Annotated in this window: 14 protein-coding genes and 1 pseudogene; 4 read left to right on the top strand and 11 right to left on the bottom strand. The window is 70.1% G+C overall.

Annotation, left to right across the window (positions count from 1 at the left end; all coding sequences use genetic code 11):
• The first annotated feature begins 1 nt into the window (after position 1).
• Complete coding sequence (locus tag CCS38_RS11200; RefSeq protein ID WP_223733074.1) at positions 2–1333, top strand: formimidoylglutamate deiminase; 1332 nt, start codon at positions 2–4, stop codon at positions 1331–1333.
• 52 nt (positions 1334–1385) lie between these two features.
• Here CCS38_RS11200 and CCS38_RS11195 read toward each other — a convergent pair whose 3' ends face one another.
• Positions 1386–2294 carry an alpha/beta fold hydrolase gene (locus tag CCS38_RS11195; RefSeq protein WP_223733073.1) on the bottom strand — a complete coding sequence of 303 codons (909 nt, stop codon included), beginning with the start codon at positions 2292–2294 and terminating at the stop codon, positions 1386–1388.
• Between the two features lie 168 nt (positions 2295–2462).
• Between CCS38_RS11195 and CCS38_RS11190 the strand changes: the two genes are divergently transcribed.
• Positions 2463–3101, top strand: coding sequence for a TetR/AcrR family transcriptional regulator (locus CCS38_RS11190; protein WP_223733072.1), 639 nt, complete (start codon positions 2463–2465; stop codon positions 3099–3101).
• A gap of 6 nt (positions 3102–3107) precedes the next feature.
• Here the strand turns inward: CCS38_RS11190 and CCS38_RS11185 are convergent, their stop codons facing one another.
• A complete protein-coding gene (locus CCS38_RS11185; protein WP_223733071.1) occupies positions 3108–3563 on the bottom strand; it encodes a hypothetical protein in 456 nt (151 codons plus the stop codon).
• The gene (locus CCS38_RS11180) at positions 3560–4180 is read right to left on the bottom strand and encodes a TetR/AcrR family transcriptional regulator (RefSeq protein WP_223733070.1); all 621 of its coding nucleotides are present in this window, start codon (positions 4178–4180) and stop codon (positions 3560–3562) included. The genes CCS38_RS11185 and CCS38_RS11180 overlap by 4 nt, the downstream gene beginning before the upstream one ends.
• A 166-nt stretch (positions 4181–4346) precedes the next feature.
• Between CCS38_RS11180 and CCS38_RS11175 the strand changes: the two genes are divergently transcribed.
• Complete coding sequence (locus CCS38_RS11175) at positions 4347–5957, top strand: class I adenylate-forming enzyme family protein (RefSeq protein WP_223733069.1); 1611 nt, start codon at positions 4347–4349, stop codon at positions 5955–5957.
• A 31-nt stretch (positions 5958–5988) separates the two neighbouring features.
• Positions 5989–7236: an acyl-CoA dehydrogenase family protein gene (locus CCS38_RS11170; RefSeq protein WP_223733068.1), complete on the top strand. Its 1248-nt coding sequence runs from the start codon at positions 5989–5991 to the stop codon at positions 7234–7236.
• Here the strand turns inward: CCS38_RS11170 and helR are convergent.
• From helR to CCS38_RS11130, 8 genes and pseudogenes are all read right to left on the bottom strand, one after another.
• Positions 7223–9409: an RNA polymerase recycling motor ATPase HelR gene (gene helR / locus CCS38_RS11165; protein ID WP_223733067.1), complete on the bottom strand. Its 2187-nt coding sequence runs from the start codon at positions 9407–9409 to the stop codon at positions 7223–7225. The genes CCS38_RS11170 and helR overlap by 14 nt on opposite strands.
• Positions 9410–9524: 115 nt before the next feature.
• Positions 9525–10073 (bottom strand): tellurite resistance TerB family protein, encoded by a 549-nt coding sequence (locus CCS38_RS11160; protein WP_504740345.1) that lies wholly within the window; start codon positions 10071–10073, stop codon positions 9525–9527.
• Between the two features lie 27 nt (positions 10074–10100).
• Positions 10101–10409: pseudogene (locus tag CCS38_RS11155) on the bottom strand (ArsR/SmtB family transcription factor); the annotation flags it as partial.
• 400 nt (positions 10410–10809) lie between these two features.
• Positions 10810–11466, bottom strand: coding sequence for a DUF3618 domain-containing protein (locus tag CCS38_RS11150; protein WP_223733066.1), 657 nt, complete (start codon positions 11464–11466; stop codon positions 10810–10812).
• Complete coding sequence (locus CCS38_RS35515) at positions 11442–12002, bottom strand: phage holin family protein (RefSeq protein ID WP_223733065.1); 561 nt, start codon at positions 12000–12002, stop codon at positions 11442–11444. Before CCS38_RS35515 ends, CCS38_RS11150 begins: the two co-directional genes overlap by 25 nt.
• A 2-nt stretch (positions 12003–12004) precedes the next feature.
• Positions 12005–12673 (bottom strand): hypothetical protein, encoded by a 669-nt coding sequence (locus CCS38_RS11140; protein WP_223733064.1) that lies wholly within the window; start codon positions 12671–12673, stop codon positions 12005–12007.
• A 2254-nt stretch (positions 12674–14927) separates the two neighbouring features.
• The gene (locus tag CCS38_RS11135; RefSeq protein WP_223733063.1) at positions 14928–15695 is read right to left on the bottom strand and encodes a helix-turn-helix domain-containing protein; all 768 of its coding nucleotides are present in this window, start codon (positions 15693–15695) and stop codon (positions 14928–14930) included.
• A 7-nt stretch (positions 15696–15702) separates the two neighbouring features.
• On the bottom strand, positions 15703–15984 hold the full coding sequence (locus CCS38_RS11130; RefSeq protein ID WP_223733062.1) for a hypothetical protein: 282 nt from the start codon (positions 15982–15984) through the stop codon (positions 15703–15705).
• Positions 15985–16115: the final 131 nt, after the last annotated feature.

Below are 16115 nucleotides of genomic sequence, written 5' to 3'. Positions count from 1 at the left end.
GATGACGTTTCATTGCGAGTACGCCTGGCTCGGCGGGACCGGCGTCGCCGAGCAGGTCCTCATCGAAGTGGCCGACGGACGGATCACCCGTGTCACCGACAACACCCCGGCACCGCCCGGTGCCCACCGACTGCCAGGACTGACCGTACCGGGCCTGGCCAACACCCACTCCCACGTCTTCCACCGCGCCATCCGCGGCCGCAGCCAGAGCGGGGTCACCGACTTCTGGCGCTGGCGCGACGTCATGTACGACGCCGCGGGACACCTCGACCCCGACCGCATGTACGCCCTCGCCCGCGCCACGTACGCCGAGATGGCGCTGTCCGGCATCACCGCCGTCGGCGAGTTCCACTACGTCCACCACAACCCGGACGGCACACCGTACGACGAACCCAACGCCATGGGCAGCGCGCTCGCCCGCGCCGCCGCCGACGCGGGGCTCCGCCTCACTCTCCTCGACACCTGCTACCTCATGGCGGACATCGACGGCAGACGGCTGGAAGGCGTGCAACGGCGCTTCAGCGACGGCAGCGCCGAGGACTGGGCGCGGCGCACGGGCGCCATGCGGGACGGCGACCGGCTCCGCATCGGCGCCGCCGTGCACAGCGTGCGCGCCGTGCCGCGCGAGGCGATGACGTTCGTCGCCGCCGACGCTCGCCGCCGCGGCGTCCCGCTCCATGTCCACCTCTCCGAACAGCCCGCCGAGAACGCCGCCTGCCGCCAGCGGTACGGCCGCACCCCCACCCGCCTGCTGCACGAGAAGGGAGTACTGGGCGAGGGCGCGACGGCCGTGCACGCGACGCACCTGGACTCCGCCGACATCGCGCTGCTCGGCGGCTCCCGCACCGGCGTCTGCCTGTGCCCGACGACCGAACGCGACCTCGCCGACGGCATCGGCCCCGCCGGCCGGCTGGCGGCGGCCGGCACACCGCTGAGCCTCGGCAGCGACGCGCACATGATGATCGACCTGTGGGAGGAGGCCCGCGCCATCGAACTGGACGAGCGGCTGATCAGCGGCCGCCGCGGCCACTGGACCGCCGCCGAACTGCTCACCGCCGCGACCTCGGCCGGCATGACGGCACTCGGCTGGAACGCCGGCGCGATCGCGGCCGGCCGGCTCGCCGATCTCGCCACCGTACGGCTGGACTCGCCGCGCACGGCCGGGGCGCGGGCCGGCGATCCACTGGCCCACGCCGTGTTCGCCGGCACCGCCGCCGACGTCAGCCATGTCGTCACCGGCGGCGAACTCATCGTCGAGGACGGCCGGCACCGTCACATCGAGGACGTCGGCGGCGCGCTGGACAAGGCCATCACGACCTTGCTGGCGAGCTGAACGGGGGCCGCCGCCGGACGACGTGTTCCGCACGCCGTCCGGCGGCGGCGGTTCAGACGCTGTCCATGAAGTCCAGCATCCGGCGATTGATCTCCTCGGCGTGGTCGATCTGCGGTCCATGGCCGGTGTGAGCGATGATCTCGGCCCGGGCGCCCGGTATCAGGCGCGGGACGCGCTCCACTTGCCGCTGCGGGTGCAGGAGCAGGCTGCGCTTGCCGAGTACCAGATACAGCGGGGTGCGGATGCCGGACAGTGCGGCTTCGGAGAGGGGCAGCGGCGCCGGGCGGCGGATGCGGTAGGCGCGGACGCCACGCCTGATCATCGTGCGGAGTTCCGGCACGACGAGCACCGGCTGCTCCAGCCAGGCCGCCAGCCGTGGCCGCAGCGCCTTCGGCGCGAAGGTCGCGAACAGGCCGGCGAAGATCCAGACGAAGAAGCGCAGCCCCACCTTCTCCAGGCCGCCGGGGTCGAGCAGCGTGACCGAGGCCAGGCGGCCGGGCCTGCGATGCGCCTGGTTCAGGGCCAGCCATCCGCCGTAGGACGAACCGACGAGATGTACCCGGTCGAGCCCGAGCCCGGCGAGCGTCTCGTCCAGCCACTGGGCGGCGTGTTCGGGCCGGTGGAGGGGTGCGCGCTGCACGCTGCGGCCGGGATCGCCCGGGGTGTCGATCGCGTAGACCGGCCGCTCGGCGCTGAGCGCGGGGGTGTTGGGGTACCACATGGCGGAGCAGGAGCCCGCTCCGTGCACCAGGACGACGGGGGTGCGGCGGCGGGCTGCCGGGTCCGTCGGGCCGTAGCGGTAGACGTGCGTGGTGCCGAAGGACGTCGTGACGTCCTCTTCCGCCAGCGCGGGCGCCCCCAGTGCGTACACCGCGTCGCAGGCCGCGAAGTAGCGGTCGCGCCGGACGTCGCTCACATAGCGGCCGACCTCGGGCTGGATGCGGGCAGCGGTCTCGGGCACGGCCACCTCCGGGTAGTCGAACGTTGTGATACGAACGTACCATGATGATGGTACGGCTGTACCATCAAGCCTGGCTGGTGGAGTACGCGCCTGCACAAGGGTGCTGGAGTGCGCATCTGCACCCATGTCTTGCACCCATGTCGTCAACGAGGAGTGGAGAGCCGGACGATGCCCAAGCGCGTGGATCACGCAGCGCGGCGGACCGAGATCGCCGAGGCGCTCGTCCGGGTCGCCGGCCGGCGCGGGCTGCATGCCGTGGGGATGCGCGACGTGGCGGCGGAGGCGGGCGTTTCGCTGCGGCTGGTGCAGTACTACTTCGAGACCAAGGAGAAGCTGCTGCTCTTCGGGCTGCAGCGGCTCGCCGAGCGATTCAGTGAGCGGGTCGCGGCCCGGCTGCGGGCCGCCGGGGACCACCCGGGACCGCGCGCGATGATCGAGGCGCTCCTGATGGCGGCGCTGCCGACCGACGAGGAGAGCCGCACCTTCCACCTCCTCTACACCTCGTACGCCGTCCTGGCGGTGAACGATCCGGCGCTCGCGGCCCAGCCGTTCATCAAGGACCCCGATGCCGCCGAGGCCGCCCTGAACGGGTTCCTCCAGCAGGCACAGGAGTCCGGTCTGCTGAGGCCCGGTGTGGACCCCCGGTCGGAGGCGGCCGGCCTGCTGGCCATGTCCGCCGGACTCGGCACCGGCGTCCTCGTCGGCCAGCGCACCCCGGAGTCCGCCACCGCGATCTTCGAGTATCACCTGGACCGGATCTTCTGCCCGGACAAGCACCGCACTCCGGCTCGGCAGCGACGGAAGTGACGTTCGTCAGCGGGGGAGCAGCGAGCCCTTTTCCGTGACCGTCACGCGTGCCTGGTGGCCGGCCGGGGAGCAGTTGCGGCCGTTGGGATAGGTGGGCTTCGGAGTGACAGTGATCTGTCGGTCGAGCAGGGTGGTGCCGCGCTGGTTCTTGAGCACCAGCGTGACGCGCACCGGCTGTCCCGGCAGGTCGCGTACGGTCGCGAAGCCGGGCCAGTTGGCCGCCGGTTCTTCCGGCCGGGTGATTTCCCGCAGTTGCAGTGCGCGCTTCCGGCAGGTGTCGCCCCAGCAGGCCGTGAGTGTCGCGTCGGCCGTCCGTTGCGCCGGCTCCGGGTGGACCTTGACCTGGATACCGGCGGGCGCGTCCATCAGGGTGCAGGGGTGGGTGTTTCCGTCGGCGCCCCCGCACGCGGTGAGCAGTGCCGCAGCCGCCAGGGATGCTCCGATCCCGATGCTCTTCCTCACGTTGACGCCGTCCCGTCCGTCGACTCGTCGTGGGTGAAGCCGCTGGCCCAGTATCGGCCGTGCATGCCGAGGTCGAGGAGCATGCGTACGACGTCCTCGACCGGCATCGGCGGCGTCTCGTGCTCCACCCACCAGCGCAGTACGGCGATCTGCTCGCCCACCCAGACGCGGGCGAGGAGGGTCGGGTCGATTCTGGGCTCGACACCGTTGCGCTCGGCGCGGTCCCGGAATTCCTCGGCGGTGGCCCGGGCGATCGCGTCCGTGAACATCTGGAGCGGCCGGCCGTCCCCCTCGCCGCGCAGCACGATCCGGTAGGCATCGCGTTCCTCGCGGGCGTGCCGCAGCATCTCCAGTACGGGTTTGCCGGTGAAGCCGACGGGGCTCTCGGCCATGACGGGGCGGAGCCGTTCGGAGAGGCCGTCCAGGAGGCCGGCCGTCACCCGTGCGAAGAGGTCTTCACGGTCCCGGAAGTGGCTGTAGAAGGTGGCCCGGCCGACATCGGCGCGCTCGGTGATGTCCTCCACGGTGAGCGCGCTGAAGCCGCGCTCAAGGACCAGCTCCACCAGCGCGTTGCTCAAGGCCCGCCGGGTGCGCCGGGTGCGCCTGTCCTCGGCCATCGCATCCCCTTCTCGTACCGCTTCTCGTGCCGCGTTTCGTTCCGTCGTCGCTCCCGGGGGAGTCTACGTGAGCCTTGACAGCGAATAAGTTACTGAACAAGCTGTCTAGAAACGTTCAGGTTGTCGTGTTGCCTCTCAATGTCGCCCCTCGGCTCTGGAGAACCCCTTGAACCTCGGCACCTACCTCACCCGCAGCGCCCGGTACTGGCCCGATGAGACCGTGCTGGTATGCGGCGAACGCACCTGGAGTTACCGGCAACTCGACTGCCGCACCAACCAGTTGGCCGCCGCGCTGATCGGCCGTGGCCTGCGCCCCGGCGACGCGGTCGCCTCCCTCGCCTGGAACAGGGGAGAGCTGGTGGAGACCGAATTCGCCCTGTACAAGGCGGGACTGATGCGCGCGCCGGTCAACGCCCGGCTGGGGCGCGGCGAGATCACCCACATCCTGCGCTACGCCCCGGTGCGCGTCCTGGTTTTCGACGCTGCGCACCGCGAGGACGCGCTGGCCGCGATCGCCGCGGCGGGCACGGACTGCCTGCCCGTACCGCTCGACGACGTACCGGGCGATGACGTACCGGGTGATGACGCACCGTCCGACGAGATACCGGCCGCCGGCCCGGTGGGCGTTCCGTACGCCGACCTCCTCGCCGAAGGGACCGGCGATCCGGTCGCCGTCGAGGTCGACGAGGACGAGCCGTGCGTCCTGAACTTCACCTCGGGCTCGACCGGCGCGCTGAAGGCCGCCGTGCAGACCTTCGGCAACCGGCTGGCCAACATGCGCAAACAGCTGATGAGCGACGAATCCCGGCCCCGCCCCGGCACCCGCTACCTGGCCTGCGGCCCCATCACCCATGCCACCGGAATGGGGCTGCTCGCCGGCGTCTTCGGCGGCTCCACCACCCATGTGCTGCCGGCCTGGAGCCCCGAGGCGTTCCTGGAGACCGTGGAGAAGGAGCGCATCACCGCCACCTTCCTCGTGCCGGCCATGCTCACGATGGTGCTCGCTCACCCCGGGGCGGCCGACCGGGACCTCTCCAGCCTCACCAGCCTCCGCATCGGCGGCGCGCCGATCGCGCCCCAGCGCCTGCGCGAGGCCGTCGCCCTGTTCGGGCCGATCGTCGCGCAGGGCTACGGCCTGGGCGAGACCACCAGCGTCGTCGCGGGCCTGACCGGCCAGGACATCGCCCGCGCCGTCACCGAGGACCCCGAACTCCTGCAGTCGTGCGGCCGTGCCGCGTACGACACCGAGATACGTGTGGTGGACGAGGCCGGCCGCGAGCTGGGGCCGCGCGAGGTCGGTGAAGTGATCGTGCGCGGCCCCGACTGCGTACGCGAGTACTGGCAGGAGCCGGAGCTGTCCGCCGAGACGTTCAAGGACGGCTGGGTGCACACCGGCGACCTGGCATGGATGCGCGAGGACGGCTATCTCTTCCTCGTCGACCGCAAGAAAGACATGATCATCTCCGGTGGCTTCAACATCTACTGCACGGAGGTCGAGGCCGCCCTTTACGAACACCCCGCCGTACGGGAGGCGTGCGTCGTCGGCGTACCGGACGAGCGGTGGGGCGAGGCCGTCAAGGCCGTGGTCGTGACCCACGAGGGGCGCGCCGTCACGCCGGGCGAACTGATCGAGTTCTGCGCCGGGCGCCTCGACCGGTACAAGAAGCCCCGCTCCGTGGAGTTCGTCCCCGAACTCCCGCACAACCGCAACGGCAAGCTCGACCGCAAGGCCGTACGCGAACCGTACTGGGCCGACGCCGCCCGCCGCGTGAACTGACCCGCTGCCCCGTACCAGGAGAGAACGGCCGATGACTTTTTCCCTGCGCCCCGCCTACTCCGACCCGCAGCTCGCCGCCCTCGTCGACAAGCTGCGCGACTACCTGGACGGCGAACTGGCCGCCTACGAATGCGACCGGGGCATCACCCGGGCCAGTCGTCTCACCCGCGCCGACCTTCAGCCCGTCTGGCAGCGCAGCCGCGAACTGGGCTTCTACGGCATCCACTTGCCCAAGGAACACGGCGGGCAGGACCTCACCCAAACCCAACTGGCCGCGCTGAAGGAGGAAATCGGCGCGAGCGGCCGGGTACTGGGCCACAGCGTCCTTGGCGACATGGGCGGCCCGCTGCGCGCCGGTGACATCCTGCGGTACGCCACCGAACACCAGCTGCGGACCTACTTCCTGCCCGTGGTGCGCGCGGAGCGCGCCTGCTGCTTCTCGCTCACCGAGGCCGACGCCGGCTCCGATGTGCGGTCCATGCGTACCACCGCCCGACGGGACGGCGACGACTACGTCCTCAACGGCCACAAGGTCTTCTCCTCCGCCGGCCCGTTCGCGGACTTCGCCATCGTCGTCGCCCGCATGGCCGGCACCGGCGAGAACGAGGGGGAAGGCGAGAGCAAGGGCGGGAGCAATGGCGGGAGCGAGCGCGGGGACGACGAGCCGCGCTTCTCCGCCTTCCTCCTCGACCTGGACACACCCGGCTGCCGGGTCCTGGACGGGGCCACCCCGATGTCCGGCGAGCACATCGAGAGCGACATCGTCCTGGATAACTGCCGGGTGCCCGCCGAGAATCTGCTGGGGGAGGAGGGCAAGGGACTGCGGATCGCCCTCGGCCGGGTCACCGTCAACCGTCTCCTGCACTGCCCCACCGCACTCGGCGCCATGCGCCGCGCCCTGGACCTCACGCTGGAACGCACCCGCCACCGCACAGTGGCGGGCGGCCGGCCGCTCCTGTCGCTCCAGGCCATCCAGCACAAGGTCGCCGACATGGCCACCGAGTTCTACGCCGCCCGCTCCATGACCTATGCGGCCCTCGCCGCGCTGGACCGCGGCGAGGACGCGCGCACCGAGGCATTCATGTGCAAGCTCTTCGTCGCCGAATCCGCCTTCCGGCTCCTGGACGAGGCCGTCCAGATCCACGGCAAGGAAGGACTCACCCAGGGCAACGAGATCGAGTACCTCTTCCGCAAGATCCGCATGTTCCGGATCCTGACCGGCACCTCCGAAATCCAACGCAACGGCATCGCCCGCGACCTGGCGTTCAAGAGCTCCTGAGGATGACGAGTTGCTGGGTCGCGCGGGTCATCGCGACATAACGGTCGACGCCTCCTTCGATGCCCTCGCCGAACGCCTCCGGGTCGATGAGGACGACCAGATCGAACTCCAGCCCCTTCGACAGCTCCGGGGTCAGCGACCGCACGCGGGACGTCGCCCGGAATCCGCCCTTGTGGATGTCACCAGTGCCGATGACGCAGGCGGTTCCCTCGGCGTGCGCACCGAGCCACGCATCGAGGACCGAGTCCAGCTCCGCCACAGATCCGTGGACGACGGGGATACCACTGCGCCGGATGGAGGTCGGCACATTGGCATCCGGGAGCGCCGCGCGGATGGCCGGCTCCGCCTCCGCCATGACCTCTTCCGGCGTGCGGTAGTTGATGCTCAGGGAGGCCACGGTGATCCGGTCGAGCCCGGCCCGCTCCAGCCGTTCCTGCCACGACTCCGTGAACCCGTGCCTGGCCTGGGCGCGGTCGCCGACAATGGTGAAGCTCCGGGACGGGCAGCGCCGCAGCAGCATCTGCCACTCGGCGTCGGTCAGTTCCTGCGCCTCGTCCACGATGACGTGCGCGAAGGGGCCCGCGAGGAGGTCCGGTTCGGCGCCGGGCAGCGCGCTCTCGTCGATCAGTGTGTCCTGCAGATCCTGCCCGCGCAGCATCCCCATCGCGCCCTCGCTCTCGTCGATCACGACGTTCTGCAGCAGGCTGTCCATGACATCGGCCCTGCGCGCACGTTCGGCGGCGACGGCGGCTTCCTGCCGACGCCTGCGTACGGACGCCTCCGGGTCGCCGAGCCGCTGCCGTGCCGCGTCCAGGAGCGGCAGGTCGGACACCGTCCAGGCGTGGGCGTCCGCGCGCTGCAGCTTGCGCACGTCGTCGCGGCTGAGCCAGGGAGCACACTTGCGCAGGTAGGCGGGTACCGACCACAGGTCCCCGACGAGGTCGGTCGCCTCGAGCATCGGCCACGCACGGTTGAGGGTCCTGATCAGCTCCCGGTCCTGCAGCAGCGACCTCCTGAGCAGCTCGGCCGGTACGTCGCTGCCCTCACCGTCTTCACTGTTGTGCTTCTCGATCAGAATCGTGAGCAGCTCCTCACGGACCTGATCACGGGCCTCGTTGTGCGGCGTACCTGGTTCCACCGCGTCGAACGCCGCCGCCCAGTCGTCGGCGCTCAGCCAGATGTCGGACCAGTGGGTCGAGACCGTCATCCCCTCGGTGGGCGGCTCCTCGTAGATGCCGACGGCCGGTTCGATCGCCTTCACCAGGTCCCCGGACGACTTGAGACGGGCCACGTCCGGGTCGGTCTCGATCGCCGCTGCGGCGCCCTCGGTGACGAGATCGCGCAGGGTACAGGTCTGCACGCCCTCCTCGCCGAGGCTGGGCAGCACATCGGCGACGTAGGCGAGGTAGGGCCGGCTCGGACCGACGAACAGCACGCCGCCGCGGCGGTGTCCGAGTCGCGGGTCGGAGTAGAGGAGGTGCGCTGCGCGGTGCAGGGCGACGACGGTCTTGCCCGTGCCCGGACCGCCGTCGACGACGAGAGCGCCGCGGGAGCCCGCCCGGATGATGGCGTCCTGGTCGGCCTGGATGGTGCCGAGCACGTCGCGCATCCGTTCCGACCGGTTGCCGCCGAGGCTCGCGATGAATGCGGACTGGTCGTCGAGCGCGGCGTGCCCTTCGAGCCCGTCGGGGGTGAACACCTCGTCCCAGTAGTCGCTGATCCGGCCGCGGGTCCAGCGGTACCTGCGGCGGCTCGCCAGCCCCATCGGGTGGGCGTGGGTCGCCGCGAAGAACGGCTCGGCCGCGGGGGAGCGCCAGTCGAGCAGCAGCCGGCGCCCCGCGCTGTCGGTGAGGCCGAGGCGTCCGATGTACACGGGCTCGGGGTTGTCCGTACGGACGATGTGTCCCAGGCACAGATCCAGACCGAAGCGGCGCAGTGCGCGCAGGCGGCCGGTCAGCCGGTGGATCTCGGCGTCCCGGTCCATGGCCGCCCGGCCGATGCCGCCGGGCGCCTTTCGCTCGGCATCGAGGCGGTCGGACAGTTCGGCGATCGTCTGCGCAAGGCACTCGGCGATGGCCGCGAAATGCCGCTCGTCGTTGTCGATCAGGGCCGGGTCGGCCTTGGCGGAAAGGTGGTCGGGAAGGTCGAACGCACTGCTGGTCAGGGGGTGCATAGCCAGTGATTCTGCGGGACGACCGGGGCCTTGCCGCAAGCCCCCCAGTGCGCTATAAGTTGAGAGTGGCAAGGAGAGTGAATACACCTCCTTGCTTTCTCCTTGCCCTTCTCCCTCAGAGGCCGAATTCCTGCGGGGGTAGCCCGAGCGCACGGCAGGCTTCGCGCACGACGGCCTGCTCGCTCTCGATGAAGGCACCGTCGGCGCCGCCGATGATGATGCCGATCTGGATGACGGCGCGCGCTTCGGTGGTTTTCTTCCTCGCCTTGCCGACCTCGTGCAGGACGGCGGTCTTCCCGTGCTCGAAATTGAGAGCCAGCCGGTCGAGGTTTTCTTCGAAACGCCGCTGCAGGTCGTCCGCGGCGAAGTTCTGCAATACCTCGTTCGTCGCAATGAGTTGAGCGACCCGGACCTGCTCGGCGGGGTCGATGATGCCGTCGGCAGCAGCGACCAGAGCGCACATGGCCATACTCGCGTCACGGAAAGCGCCACTGCGCAATTCGTGCTTGCGCGACACGAGTTGATTCTGCATCGCCGAAGCGGACGCCTTGAGACGCCCCCAGACAGCCACCCGCCCCTTGCCACCGTTACCGGCATCAGTACCGGTATCGGCACCGACCGGGAGGGCGGCCGGCAGGCGGCAGTGCTCCAGATAGTCCTGCAGAGCGGAGAGGCGCTGGTCCAGTGTGACGCCGGCGATCCGGTAGTAGATCTGCTTCCCCTCCTTGCGGGCGTCGACCAGACCGCCGCGATGGAGGAGACGCAGATGCTCGGAGGCGGTGGAGGGACTCAGACCGTTCCGCTCGGCTATCTCCCCGGCGCTGAGTTCACCGGCGCCCGAAAAATGCGCCAGCATCCGCCGCCGGGTCTCGCTCGCCAGTGCCTTGAGGAAGACCGCTGTTTCCTCATCCACCGGTGTCTCCTGCGACGCCTGGCCCCTGCTCACGACCACCTCCGGACACTGCGCTGACGCCTCGATTCGACAGCCGCGTAGAAGCATTCACCTTCTCACAACACCGAAACCGCCCCGCTGCCGGTCCACTGCCGCTCCACTGTCGGCCCGCTGCCGGTCCGACCGCGGTGGCCGCACCTCCTCGTTCCGAGGTCAGCCGCGCGGCTGCCGCGAATGACCGGAGCCACGCAGGATCGCCCGCATGGCGAGCACGCCGGCCGCGGTAGAAAGGGCCACCGAGGACGCCGCGATCCGCCGCGCTGCCCATCGAGGCTCCGGCCCTGCCGCCGAGACGTACACAGGACGGCCGAGCAGAAAGGCCGGGGGCCGACCGGTGCGGTACTCCGTCAGCCCTGCCCAGGGCCGGAGGCCCCGACCCCCAAGGGCCGCGGCCTCCGTTGTCGAGCGGTACGTTCGAGTCGAGCGGTATGTCCGATGGGAATCGTCCTTACGGGCCTTCGGGCTCGCGGCGGGCTTCGCCAGTGGTGCGGCGGCCGGTCCGGCGGATCTCTTCGCCGGCTTCCCGACCCGACTCCTTGGCCTGCTCCTTGGTGGACCGGCCGGCCTCCTCCGCGGTTTCCTGTACGGCTGAGGCGGCCTGCCGGGCAGGCTCGCGCAGCTGCTCGCGTACGTTCTGGGCAGCCTCCTGCGCCGTCTCTTTCAGCGGCTGCACCAGGTCCTCGGAGCGGTCACGGACCTCCCGCCCCATGCGCTCCTCCACCGGCGTCGCCGGGAACAGTGCGCCGGTGAGCATGCCGGCTCCGAACGCGATCAGTCCGGCGGCCAGCGGACTGCCCTGGGTCTGCTCACGGATCCGCGCGGGTGCCTGCTGGGCCTGGCCCTCGAGGCGCTCGGGCACCTCCTTGGCCTGCTGGGCCAGCTGTTCCGTAGCGCCGCGCACCTTCTCGCCCACCTTCGGGCCGCCGGGCCCGGACGTGCCCATCACCTTGTCCTTGATCGTGCTGAGCCGGTCGCGCGCGGCCCCGGCCTTCCGGCGGGCCACCCGCGGCGGGCTCACCCGATCGGCCAGCTGGTCCACGGTCTGCGTGAGGTGCGTGCGTGTGGCGTCGGCTTCCTGCCTCAGCTCGTCGGGTGTCGTGCCCATTTCACGTCCTCCCTGAGGGAATCCTTCGCCCGTTCGGGCGTCGGCTGGACAGAGCGCATCCGCCGGCGGCCCGCCGCATAGAGGGCCGCGCCGACCACTGCCCACACGGCGGCCATCACCAAGGCGGCCCAGGCGAGGTCGATGACGTGCGCGAGACCGTAGACCGCCGCCAGGCTGGCCAGGAGCAGCGTGAGGCCGGCGGCGTAACCCGCACTGCCGTACATGCCCGCGGCCCTGCCCGCCTTCCTGCCCTCTTCCTTGAGCTCCGCCTTGGCGAGCGCGAACTCGTTGCGGACCAGCCGCGTCAGGTCGCTGGTGACATCGCTGATCAGTTCGCCCACCGAGGACGACGCGTCGCGCTCCGTGGTGGGCGTCCCGGCGCCGCCGGTCTCGGGCTCGGGCCCCGGCTCGGCGGCGGTGCCGGGACGGGGAACCGGCCGGGTGGCGCGGTCGTCCGCAGTACCGAGCCGCGGGTCGCGCTGCTCGGCGTCACCGGACCGAGGCGTCCCCGGCTGTCCGGGGCGTCGACCGGCCACGGTCACCACTCCCCACCGGGCCGCCGAGTGCCCCGCGGCGCTGCCGAACCGGGCGGCGGCTGTACGGACTGCACGTCCTCCGACGTCCGCGGCGGCAGACCCGGAGTCGTGAGCGGGCGGTCCGGCGGCTGCTGCGACGGCTCCTCCTGCACGGGCTGGGACGCCGCCGGCTGGTACGCGTTCGGCGGGACCCTGCCCACCGACGGACCGGATGCAGGCACGGACGGGCGTTCTTCACCGGCGGCCCCGGACGGCGTGCTCGCGGCGCTGCCGATGCCCCGGCCGACGCGCGACACGGCGAAGCCGGCCAGTGCCGCGCCGGCCAGGAACAGGCCGGGGCGACGCCGCGCGAAGTCCTTCATCCCGTTCAGCAACTCGTCGGGGCCCTGACGGTCGAGGCGGTCGGCGAGCACCTGCCCGCGGTCCGCCGCCTGCCGCACCAGGGACGCGGCGGGCGAGTCGGGCTTGGCCTCGTCGCTCATGTGCCGCAGGTCGTCGGCGATGCGGCGCAGGCCGGCCGCCATCCGCCGGACCTGGGCTCCGGTCTCACCGGCCGCCTGGTCCCGGGCCTTCTCGTACAGGTACCGGCCCTGCGCGGCCGTCTCCTTGGCTACCTCCGTCGCGCCTTCACGGGCCGTGCCCGCTACCTCCTGCCCTTTCTCCTGCGCCACTCGCGCACCATGCTGGACATCCTGCCGGGCCGTACCGCCGACAGCTGACGCCTGCTCAGGTGCCGGGCGGTGGGGCTCTTCGGTCCGAGCCATGGCTCCTCCCTCAGGATTCGCTGACGTTCGAAGCTGGCGTTCGAATCGGTCGGCGGGTACCCCTGCCCCTGATCGGAACACCGCACGGCGCCGCGAAGCTAAGGCCGGAACGCGACGGCGGGAACACGGTGCGAGAAGGCTTGTACGGCGGGTACCGAGCGCGGCGGTGGGCCGGCGGCCCTGCCCGGACCCCACCGGTCCTGCTGCCAGGCAGGAGCCCGGCGCGGACCCCGTCGTGAATGCGGGCGTCCGGTGTCCCTGACCGAGAAGTGGACGTGCCCGGGCTCGGTGAACTGCTCCAGTCCGGCTACGCCACGGGTCCGCCCGAAACCGAAGAACCGTAGCCGCCACTGGTCACCCCCGAGTACGACCGGTTGTAGCCGCCCACCCGGATGCGCCGACCGGTCCGGCTGTTCAGCAGAACGAAACGTCGGCGCCTGGGGTCAGTGTGACGGGGGTCTCGATGTGCCGGACGAGGAATGATCCCCGGCCTGTCCTCGTTGTACGAGAGGTGTCGTAGTTCGGCATCGAGTCGTCGGGCAGTCTGTTTAGTTCGATGGTTTGGATTCGTCGCTGGGCGGCCGAGCCAGCGACAGGAGCTCTATGCGGGCGTGTACTGGCTGCCTGTGAGTTACCCGCTCCGGCGACCTCGTACTTTTCTGAGCCACGCCTGCTCGACATCGCCCATGCGTCGGCAATGAGGGACAGGGCTCGCCTCTCCGGTGAAGCTGGCTGTCGCGTCCCGCGCGGCCTCACCCGGTTGGCCTCGTGCGCGCAGGGCATGAGCGGCACCTATAAGGCCGCGCTGCCCACGGGCTCGGTCGGCATGGCTTCCCCAGAGGGCAAGCTGATCGCAGCATTTGCGCGATGCAATCGGCGCCGTAAGTGACCACATCCGCATGCGGAATTGCTGTGGGGGCCGTTCTGGCCGTGCGGCAGGAGCAGTTGGACGAGATCGTGCACAGGTATGGCATCACCGTGAGCGATATCGCGCTGCGCGACCCGGACTACCTGTCACCGCCTGGCGCCTGAGACGCAAAGTCGCGAAGTTAGGGTGAACGTGCAGGGTCCCGGTCACTTCGACTGACCGGGGTCCTGCTTTGTGCGCTCACTTGTTCAACACGCCGAGTTACTTTTCCCTTCGTGGCAGCTTTGGGAGAACACGGCCTTATGGGCTGTTCAGGCTCGTGCCCTAGTGCCTTGACGGCGTCCTGACGGGCCGACCCCACCGCACTCACCCCTCGGACCTATGGAATCCTGACGCCATATGAATTCGCGCCACTGTAGGCGAAAATCAGCCGATTCCCTCTCGTCTAACTTCGGTCCCAGAGTAAGGCGCAGGGCATAAACGGCGACTTTTTTCGATTTTCACAGACTGTGACTACTGCAGGTGGGCGGCTTATCGATGGCCGGTCCCTGCTAGGCCGCGGAAATTCGACCGTTCACCCATTCGGGTGATGGCGCCAGAAAGTCCGGGCAGGTCAGAGACGGTCTCGGACTGTTCTACAGTCGTCTCCGGCAAGGGCGATCGGCCGGGTGGAGCCGTCCACCCGGCCGATTCGACCAGCGAGCCCACAGCTCGCTGATCAAGCGAACCCACTTCCGGAAGATCGAAGGTTCCCTTATGAGCTTAACGCAGTCACTGCAACGCGAGCGGTCCGCCGAGGGCCCGTTTCGGCGTGCTGACGAAGCTGTCGTGCTCGCACCGATCCCCAGGTCGCTCGTGGTTTCACTCTCGTTTGTTCGGCTGTTGCTGTTCGCGCTTCTGTCAGTGCCTGCTTGGCTGATCTGGCCCTTCATGGACGAACGAAAACAGCGAGTTCTGATCGAGGTGCTGCAGAAGCTCATCGACCGGACGTGCATCTGCCTCCGAGTCTGGTAGCGACAGATAGGCCGATGTGAGGGGAGTACAGCGTTTCGGTGCTCCCCCCTTCCTCTGTTCAACAACCGACCGGTTCCCGAACGCTTCGATGGCGTCGGGTAACGCGGCGTTATCCGGCGCGACCCTTACCGCGAGGGTGGAAACTGGATCAATGTCAGGATTTCCCTGGCAACCCGTCACCGTGTCAGCTGGCCTGAGCGTGACGCGCCGCTTCCTGCACCCAGGCCAGCGGCGAGGCCGGTTGGTCCCATTGGGTCCAACGGGACCAACCGCGCCGTGTCAGGCTGCGATCCGCACCTCGCCTCCCGCTGTCCGAGGCCGAGCGCCCTCAGCGTCGAGTCGGCGCGGCCCGTCGATGAGGTCCAAGACAAGTCCGGATCTGCCGTCGGAGGGCAACGGGAAGTTCCTGATGAACCACTCGATGAGCAGCAGCTCATTGGGTCGCAGGGTGGAGGCGAGGAAGACCGGCTGCCTGCTGCCGCGGTCGCGGACCTTGGCCCAAGCGGCGAACCAGGGGATAAGAGACGAGCCGCTGATCTCGCAGCTCTCCAGGAAGGCGATGTAGGTCCGGACGTCCTTGGGCAGCCCGCGCGCCGTGATGATGGCGTGGGCGGTGCTGTGGGACAGGCGCCCGGGCCCGGCGCGCCGCTCCATCTCGCGTACCGGGGGGCTGCCGGCCCGCCGGTACGCATCCCGCAGGGCGCCACTGAGGTCGGCTAGATCGCGGACGAGCTGGGGCTTGGGCACCACCGCGGAGCGGCGCGCGGTACGCACGGCGATTGCGGCCGCCTCATGGGCCCGTACATACAGCGCCCGAGCCTCATCTTCCGGAGCACCGCACGCCCGCACATATTCGCGGACGGTTGTCCACTCGGGCGGCCGGGTGCCGCCGCGGGCGGCCCGCTTCAAGGTGGCCGCGGAGCACAGCGTGTAGGCGGCGAGCTCGGCGTAGGTCAGGCCAGCTGCGGCGCGCCGGGTGCGGAGGTGGGCAGCGAGGTTGCCTACCTCGCGCACGGTGTAGTCGATCGGCATCTCGGGACGGGCCATGTCGGCCTCAGCTCCCCGAGCCGTTGCTGAGGACTGCGGCCAGCAGTCTCCGCAACATCCGCCCGCCGCCTCCCTTCTTCCCTCCCCTCACGTGTGCGGCCAGGAGGACGGCGACACCGACGCCGCCGGCGACGGTAAGGAGCAAGGCGACGTCGCGCACCGCCATGCGCGCGACGAGATGGAGGACGACGGCCGCGGCGAGAAACGCCACGAGCACAAGGGCCTGTGGCATGCCGAAGCGAACCGCCGACGAATTAGCTGAGGCTGACGCCTCGTCGATGCGGGACATGAAATACCCCTCGGGACTGGCCGGTGGCGGCCCGGGACGGCCCGCCACCGGCTGATTGCTGCTGACTCACCGAACCGAGACCGCGAGTGTTGGCGGGCACCCAAAGCTGCAGTCGATGGCTCGAACGGACA

Source organism: Streptomyces purpurogeneiscleroticus (assembly GCF_020024005.1).
In the GTDB taxonomy this organism is placed as follows: domain Bacteria; phylum Actinomycetota; class Actinomycetes; order Streptomycetales; family Streptomycetaceae; genus Streptomyces; species Streptomyces purpurogeneiscleroticus.
Note: the sequence above shows the minus strand (reverse complement) of the source record. Positions and strands in the feature narration are given on the sequence as shown.